The sequence below is a fragment of the Micromonospora sp. H33 genome, assembly GCF_052068455.1.
Taxonomy (GTDB): domain Bacteria; phylum Actinomycetota; class Actinomycetes; order Mycobacteriales; family Micromonosporaceae; genus Micromonospora.
This window is the reverse complement of the sequence record NZ_JBQHDE010000001.1, coordinates 282,818-300,915: the sequence shown is the minus strand read 5'-3', so window position 1 is coordinate 300,915 and position 18,098 is coordinate 282,818. Positions and strand designations below refer to the sequence as shown.

Genomic DNA, 18,098 nt, shown 5'->3' with positions numbered 1-18,098 from the left:
CTACAGCCCTACGTATGTACGGTGACTGGCGGGTGTGGCGGTCGGATGACCAGCAGCAGGCCCGGCCGCCGCGCCGTCGACCATGCCCCGAGGGGAGAACCGGTGCGGCGTGTCTCGTACGAGGAGTACCTGCTCGCCGCGGCGATGACCCTCGCGAGGCGCCATCGGCCGGTCTGGTGTTGGCGGCGATGGCGGCGGGTCTGCCGCTGCGGAGCCGAGCTGCCTTGCCGGGCTCGGCACCGCATCCCGATCAATCGTCGCCACTGGCCGGGGGAGGGGGAGCCGTGAACGACCGGCAGGAGCAGGCCATCATTGCGATACACGTCCGAGGGCTCGATGGGATGTGTGTCGGTTGCCGAGTGTGGTGGTCGCGGCTGGTGCCGTACCCGTGCTGGCAGGTGGATTGGGCAACCAGGCGGCAGGCCCGGACGATCACCGGCCGGTTCCTGGCTGGTGTGCAGTGACCACCCACGGCCCGGTCATGCCGATCTGGAGCTGCGGAGGCTGCGACCTTCCCTGGCCCTGCCCGACGCGGAGGCGGGAGCTTCGCGCGGAGTATGCGGATGCTCCCGTGTCACTGGCCCTCTATCTGGGCTCCTACCTCGTCCAGGCCGCCGAGGACATGCCCTGGACGCCGGCCGGCGTATTGCACCGCCGCTTCCTTGAATGGGTCAGGGAGGCCGAGCGGTCGACGCCAGCAGTACAGCAACGAAGTACAGCAACCGTGCCAGCCCCACCCACCCGAGACCGCCATCAGCAGAGCCGGTGACCTCGGAAGCAGCCTGACCAGACCGCGACGCAGCCAGTTCGCATCGAGGGGGTCAGGGGTTCAAATCCCCTCAGCTCCACCCAGCTCAAAGGCCGTTTCCCGTAGTGGGAGACGGCCTTTTTCGATCTTGTGCGGCAAGTACAGCAGCCCGGCCGAGCAAGCCCCGCTTATCACCTGCCCGGTACCGGAGCAGAACCGCACACGTACGTCGCTGACTCAAGGAGTTCCGGAGTCAGCCGGATCCGGGTGAGGTGTTCCGCCAGGGCGAACGTCGCCTCGGTATGGAGTTCGTAGCTGGCGTCATCGTCCTCGCTGAGGTCGAAACCGATCTGCCGCATCACCTCCACCAGGCCGTCGGGGTCGCTGCCGTCCCGGCCAGTAGGGAACAGCGGCTCGAAATGCAGGCGAAGGTCCCCGTCATCCAGCCAGAAGAAGTGATCGACGGCGTTGACGTTGCGGAAGTGGGACACGAGCCGGGTGCCCTTCGAGAGCGGAATGATCACCTCGTCGAGGGTGCCGAGGTAGCCGTTGGGCTCGACGGCGAGGGCCCAGTCACCGACAGCGGTCGCGCCGACGAACAACCGGTCACCATGGTGTTCCTGCCATGCCTGGTGCGCGGGCTCAAGCAACTCTTCGGCGCCGGTCACACGACACTCTTGCGTCGCGCCCAGCCGGTCCAGCAGCCCACCAGGCGTCAGCCCCTTGACCAACGTCAGGCAGTAGGCCTCCATCAGGCCGGGAAAGCGGTCCGGGAACCACGTGTAGTCCGAGGCGGTCGTGCTCATGCCCGGATCTTCGCAGGCCCCACCGACACGCAGAATCCTGCTCCACCCGTACGAAAAAGGCCGTCTCCCGCACGGGAAGACGGCCTTTTCCGGCGCAGGCGGCTCAGCCGGGGATTTCGCGGGGGTCGCTGCTGCGGGGGTACGTGTTCTTCTCGCCGATGGTGCCGTCCTGCTTCTTGATCACGTGCTCGACGTCGCGCTGCTTGGCCATGTCCCGGCCGGTAGCCTCCGCTTCCGCCTTGGTGTCGTGCACGCTGCTCGCGCGCTGGTTGCCCTCCGGACGGTTCTTCCACTGACCGTCCTGGTGGTACGTATCCACGTCGCCCTTAGCCATGGTCGTGGCCTCCCTGGTCTGCATGGTCGGTCACGAATATCTGCCCCGGCCGGGCGATCCCTGAAACCTCCAGCACGTCGATGGGCGGAGGCCACGGTCAAAGTGGAGCTCCGCCGAAGCCGATCTCGTTGCCGTCGGGATCGACGTACGTGGTCTTCCGTACGCCGTTGCCGTACGTCTCCCGCTTCGCCGGCTCCAACCCCCCGGCGAACAGATCGACGGCCATGCCGCCGCCCTAGTCCGAGAACGGAAGGCCGCCCCCGGGTCACCGGGGGCGGCCTTCCGAGCGACGAAAGCGATCAGGTGGTGAAGTTGTCCGGGGTGTCCCGGGCGTCCTCCTGGACGTGCTCGCCGGGCCGCTGGCCGCGAATCTCGTCGTGCTTCCGTACCCGCTCCGCCTCGGACCGCTCGTTCCGGTTCATATCGCCCATCCGGGCCCGGGCCGGGCCGGCGAGCTGCTCGATGTTGTCGGTCGCCCGCTCCACGCTCATGTCGCCTCCCCTGTCGTCGCGGCGAACAGGGCGGTTCCCCCGCCCCGCATGACGCGTCCCCGTCAGCGGAGAGGTGAAACGGACCTACCTCATCCGTCCCGGCGGACCCGGTACGCGAGGTGTGTGACGCCGGTGCCCTCGACGACCCGGATGGGGCCTTCCAGCTGGACCGGCGCGATCTTCAGGTCGGCGAAGAGGGGGATGCCGCTGCCCAGCAGGACCGGCACCAGGTCGACGTGGACCTCGTCGAGCAGGCCCGCCTCCATGACCTGCGTGGCGATCGTGCCGCCGTTGACGCCGACCTGCTTCTCCCCGGCGAGGGATTTGGCCGTCGCGATGGCGCTCTCGATGCCGTCGGTGACGAACACGAAGGACTCGCCTTCGCGCTCCCAGCCCTCGGGTACGCGGTGCGTGACGACGACAACCGGCACGTCCATCGGGTGCCGGCCGCCCCAGCCGCCGGTCATGTCGAACAGTCGCCGGCCGACCACCAGCGCGCCGATCTTCTCGTTGAGTTCGCGCAGGTGGGCGGCGCTCGCCGCCGAGGTGCGCATCGTCAGGTCGGGGTTGGCCGTCGGAGTCTCCACATCGCCGTTGCCGTACCACTGGAAGAGGTACTCGAATCCACCGTGCGACTCGTCCGCGATGTAGCCGTCCAGCGACATCGTCGCCCCGGTCATCACCGTCGTCATCGATCTGCCTCCTGGTCTCGGTCGGCCCGCGGCTGCCGCGGGCCCGTCACCCAGGAGTCGAAGCCGCGGTCACCCGTCTCGACACCGTCCCGGAAGGATTATCCGGCCGACGCCGGGTGCCCGTCGCCGATCGGGGTCGGCGCGGTCTCGTTGTCGAGTCGGCTGGCCAGCTCCGCCCGCAGCGGCCACGACGCCGAGTGCCGGTCCTCTTCGGGCAGCATGTCCAGCGGGCGGGTCGGATCCCAGGTCGGCCACGGTGCGAGCGTGACGCCCCTGACCTCGGCGACGTAGGGACGTTCGGTGCGCCGGACCCTCCGGTCGAGGGCCTGGTCGCAGGTGAGGTCGAGCAGGGTGACGGCACAGAACTCGGGCATGGCGCCCCGGCTGATCCACCGCCCGTGGCCGAGGATGTCCGACGCGACGATCTCCTGGGGCCTCAGGTTGCACTCTTCCCGCAGTTCGCGTTCGGCCCCGGCGCGGATGCTGTCCTGCACCGTCCCGCCGCTCGGGAGGTCTGCCGGCTCCAGCGCTCCCGAGCCGGACGGGGCGATCAGCCCCGGGCTGCCGACGTTGTCCCGGGTCTGCGCCACGAGCAGCAGGAGACCGTCGGTCGTGAAGGCGAGCGTCGAGATGCCGACGACATTCGCGAGTCGGCTGCGCCGCAGGGTCCTCAGCCGACCGTGACGGTCGAGGATGAGGTCCCGGCCGCGTAGGGTCGGCAGCTTGCGCCCGACCTCCCACACGTCGAAGGGCGCCAGCAGATTGCTGCACAGGAAGTCGAAGTACCGGGCGGGGCGCATCGTGACGGTGGCGTCCTCGTCGTCCCCGGGCAGGTCGGTGGCGAGGCCGAGCACCGCGCCGTTGAACATGGCCGCGTTCCGGGCGCGGCGGGCCACGAAGTCGAACGACCAGGTCCGCAGATCCCGGGGGAGCCGGTACGGCGTGCGATCCGCTGTTGCCCGCACCGGCCGGTGCCGCAGCCGTCTGCTCTCCCGGCTCAGCAGGACCCCGACGTCGTGCGCGCTCACCACGACCGGCCCGAGACTCGCCGCCTGATCGGCCACGTCGCGGTAGGTGTCGCCGTCGCGCGGTTGGAACCGGATCATCCGGGCGCGACGGCGGTTCGCCGCGATCTCCGTGGCCGACACCAGGCAGCCGGCGACGGCCGCGACGACGCTGACGAGCCTGGGAGGATTGTTCACGGCCGTGGCGGCACCGAAGGCGGTGAGCGCGGCGCCGGCGGTGGTGACGCGGTAACGCCAGAGGGTTCGCCGCCAGATCGTCACGGCCGCCCTGGCTCTCCTGGCGGTCCCGAACATCCGCGTCCCTCCCCGATGCGACTCGACGTCGGCAGACGCATGGTATTGCCGAACGCCAAGGACGCGCCGAGATCCCTTCGTAGACTCGGCGGCGTGCCCGAGATCGTCCAGTTGCTGGCATCGCCCGTGCACCGCTTCGTGGGCCGGCCCGCGGACGGTCCGGCGCCCGCGCCGCCCGGCGAGCTCGTCGACGAGGTGCACCTCCGGGCCGGTCTGGGCATCGTCGGCGACCGCTACTTCGGCAAGCCGGCGCACCGCAACGCGAGCGTCACCGTCATCGCCCGGGAATCGCTGCCGCCGGGCGCGGACCTGGTGCAGGTACGCCGGAACATCCTCACCGCCGGCATAGCGGTGGACGACCTGGTCGGCTCGGTGCTCACCCTCGACTCGGGTGACGGGCCGGTCCGGCTCCAGGTGAACCGTCCGGCGAATCCCTGTGCCTGGATGGACGTCACGGTCGGCCCGGGCGCATTCCGGGCGCTGCGCCGCAAGGGCGGCGTCCGCTGCACGCCCCTGGACGACGGAGTCCTCCGGGTCGGCCCGGTCGCCGTCACCATCGACACGTAGTCGTGGGCGCCGGCGCTGATCAGGCGGGCGGCAGCCCGGGCTACCAGACGAAGATCCGAGGTACCGGGCGGACGGGACGCGGCGGTTGCACGGTGCGCGGCGGGAGCCGGTACGTCTCGGGCGGTCGATACGTGTATGGCGGTTGCCCGTAACCGAACCGGGGCGTGTCGTAGTAGGGCGTCAACAGGGGCCACGGGCGCAGCAGTTCGGGCAGGGCCAGGGGCGTACGCGGGCGGGTCCGCGTTCGGCTGGCCAGCGCCTCACCCACCTTCTGGTCGATGAGGTTGTTCCCGTTGTGCAGCAGGGACACCGTCAGCCGGTGGCTCTCCGCCAGCCGCTCCGCCCGCGGTGTGGCGCGGGCGACGGGCGCTCTGACGTCCGTCTGGCCGACGATGGTCCGGGCTTCCCGCCCGACGGCCGCGTCGAGGTCCTGCGGGTTCCGGACCGCCACGTCGACCAGGCGGTCGTACGCCTGGCCCAGGCGGTCCTGCAGGGTCCTGTCGGCCGCCTCGGCGAACGCCTGCAGCACGGGCTCCAGGATCGGAACCGCTTCCGTCAGCGGCTTGGTGAGCGCCAGGATGCGCTCGCTGACGAGCTTCTCCAGGTGCAGCGTCATCGTCCGGCGGCCGTCGGTGACGAGGTCGATGCCCTGGCCGCCCGGCTCGTTGACCCGAGCCGACCGGGCGCTCTCGACCTGTTCCGGGGTGGCGTCACCCGGCGTGTCCGCCCGCCCGGTCGCCTCGACCCGCAGGTCGGCGGGGAGGGCGTCGATCCGCGCGCGCCGGGCCAGCTCGTCCCGGACGACCGTGTCCACCGAGGGGACGCTGACGTTGTAGCGGGACCTCGCCTGCTCGGCGTGTGCGCGAACGCCGTCGACCAGCCCGCCGACCGCAACCTGCTGGGTCAGCGTGTGCCGGTACGACGCGGGTAGTCCGTTGTAGACCTTGGCGTAGAGGCCGCTCGCGACGCGCCCGGACAGGTCCGCCTCGACCTTCCTGGTGAGCTCCGCGTACCCCTCCTGGGCGACCTTCAGCCGGAGCTCGAGGTCCGTGGCGGGCACGCCGAGCTGCATGCCGAAGAGCGAGAAGGACGCGAGCGTCGCCAGGCCGGCCGCGACCGGACCGCTGTACCGGGTGTAGAACTCCGTACCGCGGTTGAGCGTGTGCGCGGCCCGGAACCGCCACCCGTGGCCGGCGTCCGGCGTCCCCCGGCCCTTGCGCCGGGCCAGGAGGATGCAGGTCAGCAGGTAGACGACGACCAGGACGCCGAGCACCGCGGACTCGCTCAACTTCAGGTTGCCGGAGAAGAACGTCGAGATCCGTTCGAACGTCCGCTGCATGGACATGAGCCGGCCGACGCTCGTCGAGTCGCTGAACAGGTCGAGGTAGACCGCGAGAAGGCAGTAGAAGGTGGTGGCGGCGCCGATGGGGACGAGGTAGAGGACTCCGAACGCGCACAGGTGGTAGCGCAGACCGGGACGTTGCCGGAGCCGTTCCGGCCCCAGCTCCCGCTTCACGCGTCGGGTGTGGTCGGTGCACAGGGCGACCAGACCCCAGATCGCAGCGGCGAGCAGGGCGAACGGGGTGATCGCGGCAAGCGCGAGGACCAGCGCCAGGAGCGCGATCGCGACCGTTGCCCTCTTCAGCTCGCCCGTCGTCATCCGGTGCTCCCGTCCCGCGACGACCTGTCCCTCCCGATCCAGGAAACCACACCGGGTGAAGAGACGGTTACCGCGGAAGCAGCGCGGCGGCGGTGCGGACCAGCGCCGGCTCGACGGCGAAGCGGCCGCGGATGACGGTCGGCGGATCGGCCACGGGCGCGGCGGCCACCCGGGCGGGGGCGATCCGGGCGGTGAACGTCCCGGCCTCCGGGTCCAGCTCCACGTGCGCGTCGTGGAAATCCAGCCAGGTGCCGACCAGCGGGTGCCAGATCTTGTAGACCGTCTCCTTGGCACTGAACACCACCGCCGGCCAGGACACGCCCACCGGCAGCCGCGCCAGGCGATCCTCCTCCTCGCCCAGCAGGATCGCCCGGCGTACCCCCGGGTTGAGGTCCTTGTGCTGCTCGGCGTCGAGGCCGACCGACCGGACCTCGTCGACGTGGGCCGCGGCGGCGGCGCAGTAGCCGCGCGTGTGGGTGATCGCGCCGACCACCCCGGCCGGCCAGACCGGCGCGCGGTCGGCGGCGGCCGGTACCGCGACCGGCGACAGGCCGAGCGCCGCGATGGCGCGCCGCGCGCAGACGCGGCCGGCGGTGAAGTCGCGGCGCCGGCTCTCCACCGCCCGTCCGCCGAGGCAGGCCAGCTCGGCGGGCAGCAACTCGCCTACCCAGTCCGCGGACTCGGCCACCACGACCGCGACCGCCGGTGGCAGCAGGTCACGCATCGGGTTTCCCCGAGAGGTACGACGTGACGCGCGCCCGCCAGGCCAGCACCTGGTGCACGGTCAGCTTCGCGACGGCCATGGCTGATCAACGTACCGCAACCGTGTAACGCCGGAGGGTCTCGTAGCGCTGAAGGCGTCGCCGGGGGGACGACAGGTCTGTTGTCGACCGTCTCTGGTCTGAGCGCGAAGCAGGAACCAGAGTGAGGACCAGGAGAGGGAGCGCGATGACCGGTGCTGCGGAATCCTCGGTGTCCATGGCGGACGGACATGCACCATCGTCGCCGGACTGGACCTGTGGGACCTGCGGCGACGACTGGCCGTGCGAAACGAAGCGCGCTTTCCTGTTGAATGAGTACCGGTCCGATCGCGCCATGCTCACCGTCTACCTGGGATCCTGTCTCGCCGCCGCCACCCAGGATCTGGCGTCGCCGGTCGGTGCGTCGCTGCAGGACCGGTTCATCGGTTGGCTGCCCCGGCAGCCGAGGCACAGCTGACCGCGTCTCGACGAACATCCGGAATGCCCGATACGCCGGGAACAGCGCGCCCTAAACGACGCGGACGGCCCAGCAAGGGATATACGACGCGACAGGGCGCTTACCGCCGGTCGGTTCCGTCGCCGTCGGGCAGGGCGAGGCAGATGGCGCGTACGTGCACCAGCAGCGTCATCCGCCTCGCCCCGTCCCCGGGTCAGTACGCGTGGGTCACGGTGACCGTCACGTTCGAGCAGGAGTTGGCCCAACTGGTCAGCGTGCTCTTCTCGGCGCTGTCCACGCTCAGCCGCCAGCGGGTCTTCACCGCCGCCCACTCCCGGACGTAGCGGCACTTCTCGTACGTCGGCAGCCAGGTCGCCGGGTCCTGGTCGCCCTTGGCCTGGTTGACGTTGTCGGTCACCGCCACGAGGGAGCGCGCGTCGCCCAGGTCGTTGGCGAACGACTGCCGGCGGGAGGTCGTCCAGTTCCGGGCACCCGAGTCCCAGGACTCGGCGAGCGGTACCAGGTGGTCGATGTCGAGATCGGACGGATTGGTCCAGTAGACGGCGTCGTAGTAGGAGTACCAGCGACCGCCGGAGAGGTAGCAGCCGGAGCCGATCGACGGCGTGGTGGTGGCCTCGGCGATCAGCACCTCGTACCGGGTGTTGCAGCTGTCGCCGTCGGCGTCGATCCAGTGCGGGAACAGGTCGCGGGAGTAGCCGGTGCGCACCTCGGACGCGACGGGCAGGTCGGCGACGAGCGTGCGCAGCGGCACCGAGATCGTCGCCGCGCGCGCCGGAGCGGCGAGGCCGAGGGTCGAGAGCGTGACGGCGGCCAAGAGGCCACCGAGCCAGCGGAGAGTGCGGGTCATCGCGTACTCCATCCGATCGGTCGGGGGTCGGCCGACAGTGCAGTCGTGCCGGGTGCCGGCGGACCCCACAGGGGATGACGAGGATGTTAAATCAATCGATACGCTGCGGGAATCCGTAGCCGGTTCCGCCGATCGGTCCGATTCGCGCCGGTCTCGCGTTAACCGTGTCGCCACGTTCCGGTCAGCTGACGGACCGTCACATGTCGCGTGTAAACCATCTGTCCGGCGTGGCGCCGGTCGGAAATCTGACCGGAGTCGACCCGTTGTGCCGCTGCTCCGGGCTGGTTAAGCTCTCCCTGCGCGCTCCAATCGCCCGCTTCCCCCGTGGCAGGCGATCGGGGCGCGCGTCTACGTCAAAGGGCCCGCACGCAGCGCGCGTGCGGGCCCTTTCCCGTTGTCCGACCGCCGGGATATCGCCGTCGGTCAGATCCAGCGGCCGTCCAACCACATCCGGTTCGACCAGTCGGCGTACGGGATCGTCTCCCCGACGAAGATCGGATAGAAGTACGCGAAGCAGAGCGCGACCAGCAGCACGTACGCCCCGACGATGACACCGCCGACGAGCCGGCGGTCGTGGCCGGCCTCCCGCGCCGCGGCGTCGCCGGCCGGGTCCGGCGGGCCGACGATCGCCCCCAGCACGTACGTCACCGCCAGCACCAGGAACGGCAGCGCGGGCGCGGTGTAGAAGGAGAACATCGTTCGCCCGCCGTCGACGGCGAACCAGAACCACGGGAGCAGGCCGGCGGCCGCGCACAGCAGGATCGCCCCGGCGCGCCAGTCCCGCCGGGCGAGGCCCAGCCAGGCCAGCGAGACCAGGGCCGGCAGGAACGACCACCAGAGCAGGGGAGTGCCGAGCAGCAGGACCTCGGAGGCGCAGCTCGCCGCCCCGCAGGACCCGTCACCGGACCAGTAGAAGGCGACCGGCCGGCCCAGCAGCAGCCACTGCCACGGCCACGACTGGTACTTGTGCGGGTCGTCCAGCTGCGCGTGGAAGCCGTACGCGGCCTTGTGGTACTCGATCAGGTTGGCGAGCGCCCCGACCACCGGGGTGTCGCTCAGCGGGGCGCTCGGCCACCGCTGCGCGTCGATCACCCGGTAGTAGCCCTCGTCGCCCAGCAGCCAGCCGGACCAGGTGGCCACATAGGTGGCCACCATCAGCAGCCCGGCCAGCACGAGCCAGGGCGCCTCGTCCAACAGGGTGTCCCGCCAGGGCCGGCGTGCCCCGGCGGAGCGGCGGACGCCGACCTCCCAGAGGATCACCAGCAGCGCGAACACCGGCAGGAAGTACAGGGCGCTCCACTTCACGGCGCAGGCGCAGCCGAACAGCACCCCGGCGGCCAGCCGCCACCACGGCCAGTTCCGCCAGCCGCCGGCCGGCCGGCCGGCACGACCGGGCCGGGTCGGGTCCAGGCCGGCCTCCAGTGCCCGGGTCCAGCGGCGCCGCCGGGCGTCCCGGTCGAGCACCAGCGCCCCGAAGGCGGCCAGCACGAAGAAGAGCAGGAAGATGTCGAGCAGCGCGGTGCGCGACAGCACCAGGTGGAACCCGTCGAGGGCGAGCAGCAGGCCGGCGGCGCAGCCCAGCACGGTCGACCGGAACAGCCGCCGCGCGATCCGCACCAGCAGCAGCACGGACAGCGTGCCGACGACCGCCGCCGAGAACCGCCAGGCGAACTCCGGGGCGGTGGTGACCAGGTGCCCGGCGGCCGAGACGCCGTGCTCGGCGTCGGAGTACCCGAAGGCCCACTCGCCGAGGCCGATCAGCCACTTGCCCAGCGGCGGGTGGACCACGTACGACGGGCCGCCGTCCTTGTAGTTCCACTCGACGCCCTTGTCGACCAGCCCCCACGCGTCGCGGGCGTAGTAGACCTCGTCGAAGACCTTGCCCGGCGGGTGACTGAGGTTGACGAAGCGCAGGATCGCCGCGATCGCGACGACCACCGCGGTCGCCAGCCAGGACCGCCCGTCGAGGTGGGCGTCGACGGTGGCCAGCCGGCGCCGGACCACACCGGGGACGCCGCCGCCCCGGTCGGCGGGTGCCGGGTCCCGACCCTCGGGAAGCGCCTGCTCCGGCTCGGGCTGGCCGGCGGGGCGCGCTGTCGACGCCTGAGTCACCCCGCGATCGTAGGCTGCGATGGTGGCCGGTGGTGGTCGCCGCCCCAAGAATCCCTACCGCTGTCGATGAAGGAGCGCCGTCTCGTGGGTGAAATGTCCGAACCCGGACGCCTGATCCTCCTCGGTGCGCCGCTCGGGAACCCGGCCGACGCGTCCGCCCGCTTCCGCGAGGTGCTCGCCACCGCCGATGTGGTGGCCGCCGAGGACACCCGGCGGCTCACCCGCCTCGCCCGGGACCTCGACGTGACCGTGCCCGGGCGGATCGTGTCGTACTTCGAGGGCAACGAGGAACGGCGTACGCCGGAACTCGTCGACGTGCTCGCCGCCGGCTACGTGGTCGCCATCGTCACCGACGGCGGCATGCCGAGCGTCTCCGACCCCGGCTACCGGCTGGTCCGGGCGGCGCTGGACGCCGGGGTGCCGGTCACCGCCGCACCCGGTCCCAGCGCCGTCACCACCGCGCTGGCCCTCTCCGGGCTGCCCAGCGACCGGTTCTGCTTCGAGGGCTTCCTTCCGCGTACCCCCGGTGCCCGCCGATCCCGGCTCCGCGCGCTCGCCACCGAGGAGCGCACGCTGATCTTCTTCGAGGCGCCGCACCGGATCGCCGCCGCCCTCGCCGACCTGGCCGCCGCGTTCGGCGCCGACCGGCCGGCCGCGCTGTGCCGCGAACTGACCAAGACGTACGAGGAGGTGCTCCGCCGCCCGCTCGGACAGTTGGCGGAGTGGGCCGCCGAGGGGGAGCCGCGCGGCGAGATCACCCTGGTGGTGGCCGGCGCGCCGGCGGTCGCCGCCGAGCGGCCGGACGACGACACGCTCCGCGCGGCGGTCGCCGAGCGGGAGGCGGCCGGCAGATCCCGCCGCGACGCGGTCACCGAGGTCGCCGCCGAGTACGGCCTGCGTCGCCGCGAGGTCTACGACGTCGTCCACCGCTGACGAGTGTGAGGAAGGGACCCTTTTACTACGCCAGGCGTTAACGGGGGCCCTTCCTTACCAGGCGGCGGCGAGGAAGCCGATCGTGATGAGCAACGGGCCGGCGGCCGAGGCGGCGATCGCCCAGCGGCGGGCGCGGCGGTCGGCCAGCCCGGTCGCCCCGGTCCAGCGGGCGATCCCCGCGCCGCAGCCCGCCACCGTAAGCAGGCCGAGCAGCCAGCGCAGGTGCCCGGCGGCCCCCGTGTCGACGTAGGCGGTGCGGGCATCCGGGCCGGTCATCCGGGCCGCCACCCAGCTGCCGGGCGTCGCGCGGTGCGCGGGCACCCCGCTCACCGTCACCCCGTGCGCGACCCACCGGGCCTCGGTGGCGAGAAAGTTGCCCCGGCAGCGCTGGGTGAGCCCGCCACCGGTGCAGTCGTCGATCACCACCCGGCCGGACGTGGAGTGGCCGACCGCGAGCCACAGCGGGGCCGCGCTCACCCAGGCGAAGAACGCGGCCACCAGGCTGAGGGCCACGAGTGTGGCCAGGCCGGGCAGCGGGTCGGGCGGGTGCGCGGGCCGGCGGACTTGACGCCGCCACCACTCGAACCGGGGCGACCGGGTGCGCTCGGGCTTCGGTTCCGGCTTGACCGGCGTGCCGTCCCAGTGCACCTCCTCGATCGGCGCCCAGGCCTCGTCACCGTCCGGCGTACCCCCGGCTCGGGAGCGGCCACGGCGGAGTCGGCGCGGCTGGCGGACCGGGACCCGGCGCGGCAGCGCGTCGAGAGGCGCGCCGGTGGTCGGCTCGACCTCGACGGCGGGCTCGGCCTCCGGCGCCGCGGCCGGCACCGGCCGGGGGTGCGGCGCCACGGCGCCCCCGCGCGGCGGTCCGGCGGGGTCGTGGCGCCCGCCGGCCGGCGGACCGGACGGACGCTCGTCGGCTCGTCTGCCACTCACGGTGTCCATTGCACACCGCTACGTGCATCCCGCCGGGTACGTCGGGCCGCGTGTCGGGGGTAAATCGGACAAGTTGCCGTTAACGGAACACCGACCCACTTACGCAGGGGTCAGCCGCCGCCGAGACGCTGCCGGACCCCGGTGACCGACTCGCGCCCTATTGGTTCGCAGCCGTCCCGCGCGGGTCACTAGGCTTGGTGGTCATGAGTCACGTTCTCGCGGCGGTTGCCTGGCCCTACGCCAACGGCCCGCGCCACATCGGCCATGTCTCCGGTTTCGGCGTTCCCTCCGACGTCTTCGCCCGGTACATGCGCATGGCCGGCCACGACGTGCTCATGGTTTCCGGCACCGACGAGCACGGCACGCCGATCCAGGTGCAGGCCGACGCGGAGGGGGTCACCCCGCGCGAGCTCGCGGACCGCTACAACCGGGTGATCGTCGAGGACCTGCACGGCCTCGGGCTGTCGTACGACCTGTTCACCCGCACCACCACCCGCAACCACTACGCGGTGGTGCAGGCGTTGTTCGAGGGGATGCACCGCAACGGCTACATCGTGCCGAAGACCACCATGGGCGCGATCTCGCCGTCCACCGGCCGGACGCTGCCCGACCGCTACATCGAGGGCACCTGCCCGATCTGCGGCTACGAGAGCGCCCGCGGCGACCAGTGCGACAACTGCGGCAACCAGCTCGACCCGATCGACCTGATCGACCCGAAGTCGAAGATCAACGGGGAGACGCCGAAGTTCGTCGAGACCGAGCACTTCTTCCTGGACCTGCCGGCCCTGGCCGACGTGCTGCGGCAGTGGCTGGACACCCGCGAGGGCTGGCGGCCCAACGTGCTGCGCTTCTCGAAGAACCTGCTCGACGACCTCCAGCCCCGGGCCATCACCCGGGACCTGGAATGGGGCGTCCCGATCCCGCTCGACGGCTGGCGGGACCGGCCGGACAAGCGCATCTACGTCTGGTTCGACGCGGTGATCGGCTACCTGTCCGCCTCCATCGAGTGGGCCCGCCGCTCCGGCGACCCGGAGGCGTGGCGCAGGTGGTGGTCCGCCGACGGGGAGGGGAAGGACGCCCGCGGCTACTACTTCATGGGCAAGGACAACATCGTCTTCCACTCGGTGATCTGGCCCGCCCTGCTGTCCGGCTACTCCGGCGAGGGCGCGCGCGACGGGCAGCCCGGCGAGCTGGGCCGGCTGAACCTGCCGACCGAGGTGGTCTCCAGCGAGTTCCTGACCATGGAGGGGCGCAAGTTCTCGTCGTCCCGCAAGGTGGTCATCTACGTCCGGGACTTCCTCGACCGGTACGACGCCGACGCGCTGCGCTACTTCATCGCCGTCGCCGGCCCGGAGAGCAACGACACCGACTTCACCTGGGCGGAGTTCCTGCGGCGCAACAATGACGAGCTGGTCGCCGGCTGGGGGAACCTGGTCAACCGGTCCATCTCGATGGCCGCGAAGAACTTCGGCGCGATCCCGCCGGTCGACCCGGCCGGGCTCACCGAGGCCGACGAGGCGCTGCTGGCGGTGGCCCGCGCCGGCTTCGCGACGGTCGGTGAGCTGATCGGCAAGCACCGGCAGAAGCAGGCCATCGGCGAGGCCATGAAGGTGGTCGCCGAGGCCAACCGCTACCTGTCCGAGCAGGCCCCGTGGAAGCTCAAGGACGAGGCGGACAAGCCCCGCATGGGCACCATCCTGCACGTCGCCCTCCAGGTGGTCAGCGACGCGAACACGCTGCTCACCCCGTTCCTGCCGCACTCCGCGCAGAAGGTCCACGAGTTGCTCGGCGGCACCGGCGTCCACGCGCCGATGCCGGTGATCGAGGAGATCGAGGACCTCGACGGCGGGCCCGCGTACCCGGTGCTGACCGGGGACTACACGGTCGGGGCGCGCTGGGAGTCGGTGCCGCTGGAGGTGGGCCGGCCGCTCGCCGCGCCCAAGCCGGTGTTCCGCAAGCTCGACCCGTCGATCGTGGACGAGGAGCTGGCCCGGCTGGCCGGCTGACAACGGCACGGCCCCGGGGCCTCGTGAGCCCCGGGGCCGCACCGTGTCACGGTGGCCGCGGTCCGGCGCGATGGCGTGGTGGCCGCGGCCCGGCGCGTGGTCGCGCTCAGGCGCGGGCCATCGTCGGCGCGCCGATGAACTCCATGATCGCCCGGTTCACCTCTGGTGCGTTGGTCCAGGGGGTGCCGTGCGGGGCGCCCTTCAGCGTGATCAACTGGCTGCCCGGCAGCATCGGCTGGAGTCGCGCACCGGTCTTCGGGTACGGCAGGACCGCGTCCTTGTCACCCTGCACGATCAGCACCGGCACGTCGATGTTCGGCAGGTCGCCGCGGAAGTCGGTCTGCCAGGCGTCCACACAGTCGTGGGTGCCCTTCGCCGAGGCCCGCGCGCCGATTTCCCAGTGCGCCCGGAACGCCTCCTCGCTGACCAGCTTCCCCTTGTTCTCCTGGTAGTTGAAGAACGCGTTGCAGAACTGGGTCAGGTACGCGAACCGGTCCTCGACGATCGCCTTCTGGAAGCCCTCGAACAGGCTCTTCTCGACGCCCTCCGGGTTGTCCGCCGTCTGCAAGAGGAACGGCGCCAGTGGTGCGAGCAGCACCGCCCGCTGCACCCGGTCCGAGCCGTACGCGCCCAGGTAGCGGGTCACCTCGCCGGTGCCCATCGAGTGGCCCACCAGGATCGCGTCCCGCAGGTCCAACTCCGTCATCAGCACGTCCAGGTCGGCGGCGAACGTGTCGTAGTCGTACCCGAACGCCGGCTGCGCCGAGTTGCCGAAACCGCGCCGGTCGTACGTGATCGTCCGGTATCCGGCGGCCAGCAGCGGACCGGTCTGTTTCTCCCACGTCGCCCCGTTGAACGGGAACCCGTGGATCAGCACGATCGGCTGACCGGAGCCGTGGTCCTCGTAGTACAGGTCGATGGGGGCGGAGTTCTCCATCCCCACGGTGATGAACGGCATGCTCTCTCCCCGAGGTCGTGCTCCCGCATCGGTCCCCGGGCGCATTCCCGTGCCGCGAACCGGTATGCGCCGACGGTCGACCGCGACCTCAGAGCACGTACGGGTGGTCCACCACCTGATCGTCGGTCACCTCGGTGCCCGGCGCCCACGCCTCGTAGACGCCCCGCTCGTGGCACTGCGCGCCGGTCGTCACCACCGCGTCGGGGTTCGGCCGGCACAGCCGCAGCCGCAACCAGCCGGCCTCCTCCCGCAGCACCAGGCACGGCACGCCCCGCCACCGCGCGAACCGCACCCGGCGGGCCGCCGAGTCGACCGGGTACCGGGCCGCCCGGGTCATCGCCAGTACCCGGAAGCCGCCGGGCATGTCGGAGACCGCCTCGTAGTCGCCCCCGGCATAGCTGCCGATCAACTGCGTGGAGCGGGGCGCCTCCCCGGTCGGGACGTACTCCTGGTCCGGCGACACACCCGGCACCGCCGCCAGCAGGTGCCGCCACTGCGGGCCCACCATCCGCAGCCACCCGCGCTGCTCGGCCTGGTACGTGTACAGCACCACCTCGGTCCCGTCCGCCGGGTACGCGAGCAGGGTGGCGTTCGCCGGCATCGGCAGGTCCGCGAAGTCCCGGGTGATGAACTCCGGCACCAACTGGTTGCTGCTGGGGACGAAACCGGTGCCGAGCACCGCCGCGCCCAGCCGGTCCCGGGGCGCCAGGGCGGTCAGCCCCCGGTGCTCCGCGCCCACCGGCACGTCGTAGTCGGCCGGGTCGGCGGCCCGCCAGCGCAGCGCGAACGTCACGTCGGCGCCGTCCTGCGTCTCCGCACCGTCGCCGCGCAGCACCGCCGTCGCCGCCGGGGTGCGCAGGTGCGCGACGTCGTACTCCCGGTAGCAGAAGCCGTGCGGCAGCCAGCCCCGCACGTACCCGGTGAGCTGCCGGGCCGACAGGATCTTCACCATGCGGGTGCCCCGCCGGATGGCCGCCGACCGCCGGACCGCCGCGAGCAGCGGGTCGTCGGCCGCCTGCGGCTGCTGGGAGAGGTGGTGCACCGACGCCCACCCCCGCTCGCGGTGCAGCGGGACCAGCAGCGGAACCTCCGGCTCCTCGGCCGGCTCCGGGGCTCCGTGGACCGCCACGACCTCGGTGGCGTGCACGAACCGGTGCCACGGCAGCGCCGACCCCGGGCGGGGCGCCCAATCGAAGCCGGCCACCTCGTCCGCGCTGAACAGCTCGTACGCCGCGCCGCGGGCGATCTCCTCGGCGGGATACACCGCACCCCCGTACGCGACGCGCAGTCCGGTCCGCTCGCCGGCGGCACCGCTGGCCTGGGGGGTGATGCTCACGCCGTCACCTCGCTCCGCTCGGCTAGGACCAGCGGCGCCACGCTGCCGACGCCTCGGGTTCGCTCGACCGGATCGCTCACCGTGTCACCTCCCGTACGCGGCGCTCACTCACCCGGCGACGCTAAGCGCGTACGGCGTAGTCGAGGTGAACATCCGGTGGCGGTCGGGTGTACCAGTTCAGTGTGTGATCCTTTGGTTGATGAACGAGCCGACCGAACAGACGACCGAGCCGACCGAGTCGCGAAGGAAACGCGCCGCCCGGCGCGCTGGCGAGTTCCCGCCGCCGCCCGAGCCGCTGCCCCGCCCGGTGCCGGACAGCCACACCCACCTCGACATCACGGTCAGCGAGGCCGGCGTGCCCGGCGGCGGCCCGGTCGACGACCCGGTCAGACGGGCGGTCGAGGTGGCCGCGGCCGTCGGCGTCGACCGGCTGGTGCAGGTGGGCGTCGACGTCGACTCGTCCCGGTGGGGCGCGGACGTCGCCCAGAAGTACCCGGCGGTCGTTGCCACCGTCGCACTGCACCCCAACGAGGCGCCCCGCCTCACCGACCTGGACGAGGCGCTGCGCGCGATCGAGGCCCTCGCGGCCCAGGACCGGGTACGCGGCATCGGCGAGACCGGCATGGACTTCTACCGCACCGGCGACGAGGGCCGCGCCGCGCAGGAGGAGAGCTTCCGCGCCCACATCGCCATCGCCAAGCGGTACGGCAAGACCCTGGTCATCCACGACCGGGAGGCACACGCCGACGTGCTGCGCATCCTCGACGACGAGGGCGCCCCGGACACAGTGGTGCTGCACTGCTTCTCCGGCGACGCCGACTTCGCCCGCGAGTGCGTCCGGCGCGGCTACCTGCTCAGCTTCGCCGGCACGGTCACCTTCGGCAGCGCCGGGGCGCTCCGCGAGGCCGCCGCGCTGACCCCGCTGGACCAGATCCTCGTGGAGACCGACGCGCCGTACCTCACCCCGATGCCGCACCGCGGCCGGCCGAACGCGTCGTACCTGATCCCGCTCACCGTCCGCTCCCTCGCCACGACCACCGGCGCGGACCTGGACGAGCTGTGCGCCGCCATCTCCACAACCGGTGACCGCGCCTTCGGCCCCTGGTGAAAGGAAGGGCCCCCGGTTAACGCCTGCGGT

General features: G+C 71.8%; 20 protein-coding genes. 7 read left to right on the top strand and 13 right to left on the bottom strand.

Annotated features, from left to right (window positions below; translation table 11 throughout):
• Window positions 1-14 precede the first annotated feature (14 nt).
• Window positions 15-464: a hypothetical protein gene (locus ACTMS0_RS01395; RefSeq protein WP_441153229.1), complete on the top strand. Its 450-nt coding sequence runs from the start codon at window positions 15-17 to the stop codon at window positions 462-464.
• A complete protein-coding gene (locus tag ACTMS0_RS01390) occupies window positions 461-769 on the top strand; it encodes a hypothetical protein (RefSeq protein WP_441153228.1) in 309 nt (102 codons plus the stop codon). The genes ACTMS0_RS01395 and ACTMS0_RS01390 overlap by 4 nt, the downstream gene beginning before the upstream one ends.
• A 170-nt stretch (window positions 770-939) precedes the next feature.
• Here the strand turns inward: ACTMS0_RS01390 and ACTMS0_RS01385 are convergent, their stop codons facing one another.
• The 6 genes from ACTMS0_RS01385 to ACTMS0_RS01360 all read right to left on the bottom strand — a co-directional run bounded on the left by ACTMS0_RS01385 (window position 940) and on the right by ACTMS0_RS01360 (window position 4,357).
• Window positions 940-1,554 (bottom strand): DUF6461 domain-containing protein, encoded by a 615-nt coding sequence (locus ACTMS0_RS01385; RefSeq protein WP_441153227.1) that lies wholly within the window; start codon window positions 1,552-1,554, stop codon window positions 940-942.
• A gap of 103 nt (window positions 1,555-1,657) precedes the next feature.
• On the bottom strand, window positions 1,658-1,888 hold the full coding sequence (locus tag ACTMS0_RS01380; RefSeq protein ID WP_441153226.1) for a DUF2188 domain-containing protein: 231 nt from the start codon (window positions 1,886-1,888) through the stop codon (window positions 1,658-1,660).
• 97 nt (window positions 1,889-1,985) lie between these two features.
• Window positions 1,986-2,114, bottom strand: coding sequence for a hypothetical protein (locus tag ACTMS0_RS01375; RefSeq protein ID WP_441153225.1), 129 nt, complete (start codon window positions 2,112-2,114; stop codon window positions 1,986-1,988).
• A 73-nt stretch (window positions 2,115-2,187) separates the two neighbouring features.
• Entirely contained in the window at window positions 2,188-2,379 is a 192-nt protein-coding gene (locus ACTMS0_RS01370; RefSeq protein WP_441153224.1) for a general stress protein CsbD, read from the bottom strand.
• A gap of 89 nt (window positions 2,380-2,468) precedes the next feature.
• A complete protein-coding gene (locus ACTMS0_RS01365; RefSeq protein ID WP_441153223.1) occupies window positions 2,469-3,071 on the bottom strand; it encodes a dihydrofolate reductase family protein in 603 nt (200 codons plus the stop codon).
• 98 nt (window positions 3,072-3,169) lie between these two features.
• Window positions 3,170-4,357, bottom strand: a complete 1,188-nt coding sequence (locus tag ACTMS0_RS01360; protein WP_441153222.1) for a hypothetical protein — start codon at window positions 4,355-4,357, stop codon at window positions 3,170-3,172.
• 126 nt (window positions 4,358-4,483) lie between these two features.
• On the opposite strand from ACTMS0_RS01360, the gene ACTMS0_RS01355 reads away from it, so the two are divergent.
• Window positions 4,484-4,957, top strand: coding sequence for a molybdenum cofactor biosysynthesis protein (locus ACTMS0_RS01355; protein WP_441153221.1), 474 nt, complete (start codon window positions 4,484-4,486; stop codon window positions 4,955-4,957).
• Window positions 4,958-4,997: 40 nt separating this feature from the next.
• Here ACTMS0_RS01355 and ACTMS0_RS01350 read toward each other — a convergent pair whose 3' ends face one another.
• Window positions 4,998-6,617 carry a hypothetical protein gene (locus tag ACTMS0_RS01350; protein WP_441153220.1) on the bottom strand — a complete coding sequence of 540 codons (1,620 nt, stop codon included), beginning with the start codon at window positions 6,615-6,617 and terminating at the stop codon, window positions 4,998-5,000.
• A gap of 67 nt (window positions 6,618-6,684) precedes the next feature.
• The gene (locus tag ACTMS0_RS01345; protein WP_441153219.1) at window positions 6,685-7,341 is read right to left on the bottom strand and encodes a 4'-phosphopantetheinyl transferase family protein; all 657 of its coding nucleotides are present in this window, start codon (window positions 7,339-7,341) and stop codon (window positions 6,685-6,687) included.
• Between the two features lie 224 nt (window positions 7,342-7,565).
• Here ACTMS0_RS01345 and ACTMS0_RS01340 point away from each other — a divergent pair, with 224 nt between their 5' ends.
• A complete protein-coding gene (locus ACTMS0_RS01340; RefSeq protein ID WP_441153218.1) occupies window positions 7,566-7,835 on the top strand; it encodes a hypothetical protein in 270 nt (89 codons plus the stop codon).
• A 193-nt stretch (window positions 7,836-8,028) separates the two neighbouring features.
• On the opposite strand, the gene ACTMS0_RS01335 is transcribed toward ACTMS0_RS01340, so the two are convergent.
• The gene (locus ACTMS0_RS01335; RefSeq protein ID WP_441153217.1) at window positions 8,029-8,682 is read right to left on the bottom strand and encodes an HNH endonuclease family protein; all 654 of its coding nucleotides are present in this window, start codon (window positions 8,680-8,682) and stop codon (window positions 8,029-8,031) included.
• Window positions 8,683-9,105: 423 nt separating this feature from the next.
• Complete coding sequence (locus tag ACTMS0_RS01330; protein ID WP_441153216.1) at window positions 9,106-10,794, bottom strand: dolichyl-phosphate-mannose--protein mannosyltransferase; 1,689 nt, start codon at window positions 10,792-10,794, stop codon at window positions 9,106-9,108.
• A gap of 66 nt (window positions 10,795-10,860) precedes the next feature.
• Between ACTMS0_RS01330 and rsmI the strand changes: the two genes are divergently transcribed.
• Window positions 10,861-11,727 (top strand): 16S rRNA (cytidine(1402)-2'-O)-methyltransferase, encoded by an 867-nt coding sequence (gene rsmI, locus ACTMS0_RS01325; RefSeq protein ID WP_441153215.1) that lies wholly within the window; start codon window positions 10,861-10,863, stop codon window positions 11,725-11,727.
• A 54-nt stretch (window positions 11,728-11,781) separates the two neighbouring features.
• Here rsmI and ACTMS0_RS01320 read toward each other — a convergent pair whose 3' ends face one another.
• Complete coding sequence (locus ACTMS0_RS01320; RefSeq protein WP_441153214.1) at window positions 11,782-12,669, bottom strand: hypothetical protein; 888 nt, start codon at window positions 12,667-12,669, stop codon at window positions 11,782-11,784.
• A 194-nt stretch (window positions 12,670-12,863) separates the two neighbouring features.
• Between ACTMS0_RS01320 and metG the strand changes: the two genes are divergently transcribed.
• Window positions 12,864-14,666, top strand: a complete 1,803-nt coding sequence (gene metG / locus ACTMS0_RS01315; protein WP_441153213.1) for a methionine--tRNA ligase — start codon at window positions 12,864-12,866, stop codon at window positions 14,664-14,666.
• A 106-nt stretch (window positions 14,667-14,772) separates the two neighbouring features.
• Here metG and ACTMS0_RS01310 read toward each other — a convergent pair whose 3' ends face one another.
• Both ACTMS0_RS01310 and ACTMS0_RS01305 read right to left on the bottom strand, forming a co-directional pair.
• Window positions 14,773-15,624, bottom strand: coding sequence for an alpha/beta fold hydrolase (locus tag ACTMS0_RS01310; RefSeq protein ID WP_441153212.1), 852 nt, complete (start codon window positions 15,622-15,624; stop codon window positions 14,773-14,775).
• Between the two features lie 88 nt (window positions 15,625-15,712).
• Window positions 15,713-16,960, bottom strand: coding sequence for a hypothetical protein (locus tag ACTMS0_RS01305; protein WP_441153211.1), 1,248 nt, complete (start codon window positions 16,958-16,960; stop codon window positions 15,713-15,715).
• 199 nt (window positions 16,961-17,159) lie between these two features.
• On the opposite strand from ACTMS0_RS01305, the gene ACTMS0_RS01300 reads away from it, so the two are divergent.
• Window positions 17,160-18,068, top strand: a complete 909-nt coding sequence (locus tag ACTMS0_RS01300; RefSeq protein WP_441153210.1) for a TatD family hydrolase — start codon at window positions 17,160-17,162, stop codon at window positions 18,066-18,068.
• The last annotated feature ends 30 nt before the right edge of the window (window positions 18,069-18,098 follow it).

Bases quoted from the DNA above. Each gene is read 5' to 3' on its own strand.
- ACTMS0_RS01375 (WP_441153225.1), bottom strand. From the start codon at position 2,114: ATGGCCGTCGATCTGTTCGCCGGGGGGTTGGAGCCGGCGAAGCGGGAG.
- ACTMS0_RS01365 (WP_441153223.1), bottom strand. From the start codon at position 3,071: ATGACGACGGTGATGACCGGGGCGACGATGTCGCTGGACGGCTACATC.
- rsmI (WP_441153215.1), top strand. From the start codon at position 10,861: ATGAAGGAGCGCCGTCTCGTGGGTGAAATGTCCGAACCCGGACGCCTG.
- ACTMS0_RS01350 (WP_441153220.1), bottom strand. From the start codon at position 6,617: ATGACGACGGGCGAGCTGAAGAGGGCAACGGTCGCGATCGCGCTCCTG.
- ACTMS0_RS01335 (WP_441153217.1), bottom strand. From the start codon at position 8,682: ATGACCCGCACTCTCCGCTGGCTCGGTGGCCTCTTGGCCGCCGTCACG.
- ACTMS0_RS01320 (WP_441153214.1), bottom strand. From the start codon at position 12,669: ATGGACACCGTGAGTGGCAGACGAGCCGACGAGCGTCCGTCCGGTCCG.
- ACTMS0_RS01340 (WP_441153218.1), top strand. From the start codon at position 7,566: ATGACCGGTGCTGCGGAATCCTCGGTGTCCATGGCGGACGGACATGCA.
- metG (WP_441153213.1), top strand. From the start codon at position 12,864: ATGAGTCACGTTCTCGCGGCGGTTGCCTGGCCCTACGCCAACGGCCCG.
- ACTMS0_RS01345 (WP_441153219.1), bottom strand. From the start codon at position 7,341: ATGCGTGACCTGCTGCCACCGGCGGTCGCGGTCGTGGTGGCCGAGTCC.
- ACTMS0_RS01300 (WP_441153210.1), top strand. From the start codon at position 17,160: ATGAACGAGCCGACCGAACAGACGACCGAGCCGACCGAGTCGCGAAGG.
- ACTMS0_RS01385 (WP_441153227.1), bottom strand. From the start codon at position 1,554: ATGAGCACGACCGCCTCGGACTACACGTGGTTCCCGGACCGCTTTCCC.
- ACTMS0_RS01395 (WP_441153229.1), top strand. From the start codon at position 15: ATGTACGGTGACTGGCGGGTGTGGCGGTCGGATGACCAGCAGCAGGCC.
- ACTMS0_RS01380 (WP_441153226.1), bottom strand. From the start codon at position 1,888: ATGGCTAAGGGCGACGTGGATACGTACCACCAGGACGGTCAGTGGAAG.
- ACTMS0_RS01370 (WP_441153224.1), bottom strand. From the start codon at position 2,379: ATGAGCGTGGAGCGGGCGACCGACAACATCGAGCAGCTCGCCGGCCCG.
- ACTMS0_RS01310 (WP_441153212.1), bottom strand. From the start codon at position 15,624: ATGCCGTTCATCACCGTGGGGATGGAGAACTCCGCCCCCATCGACCTG.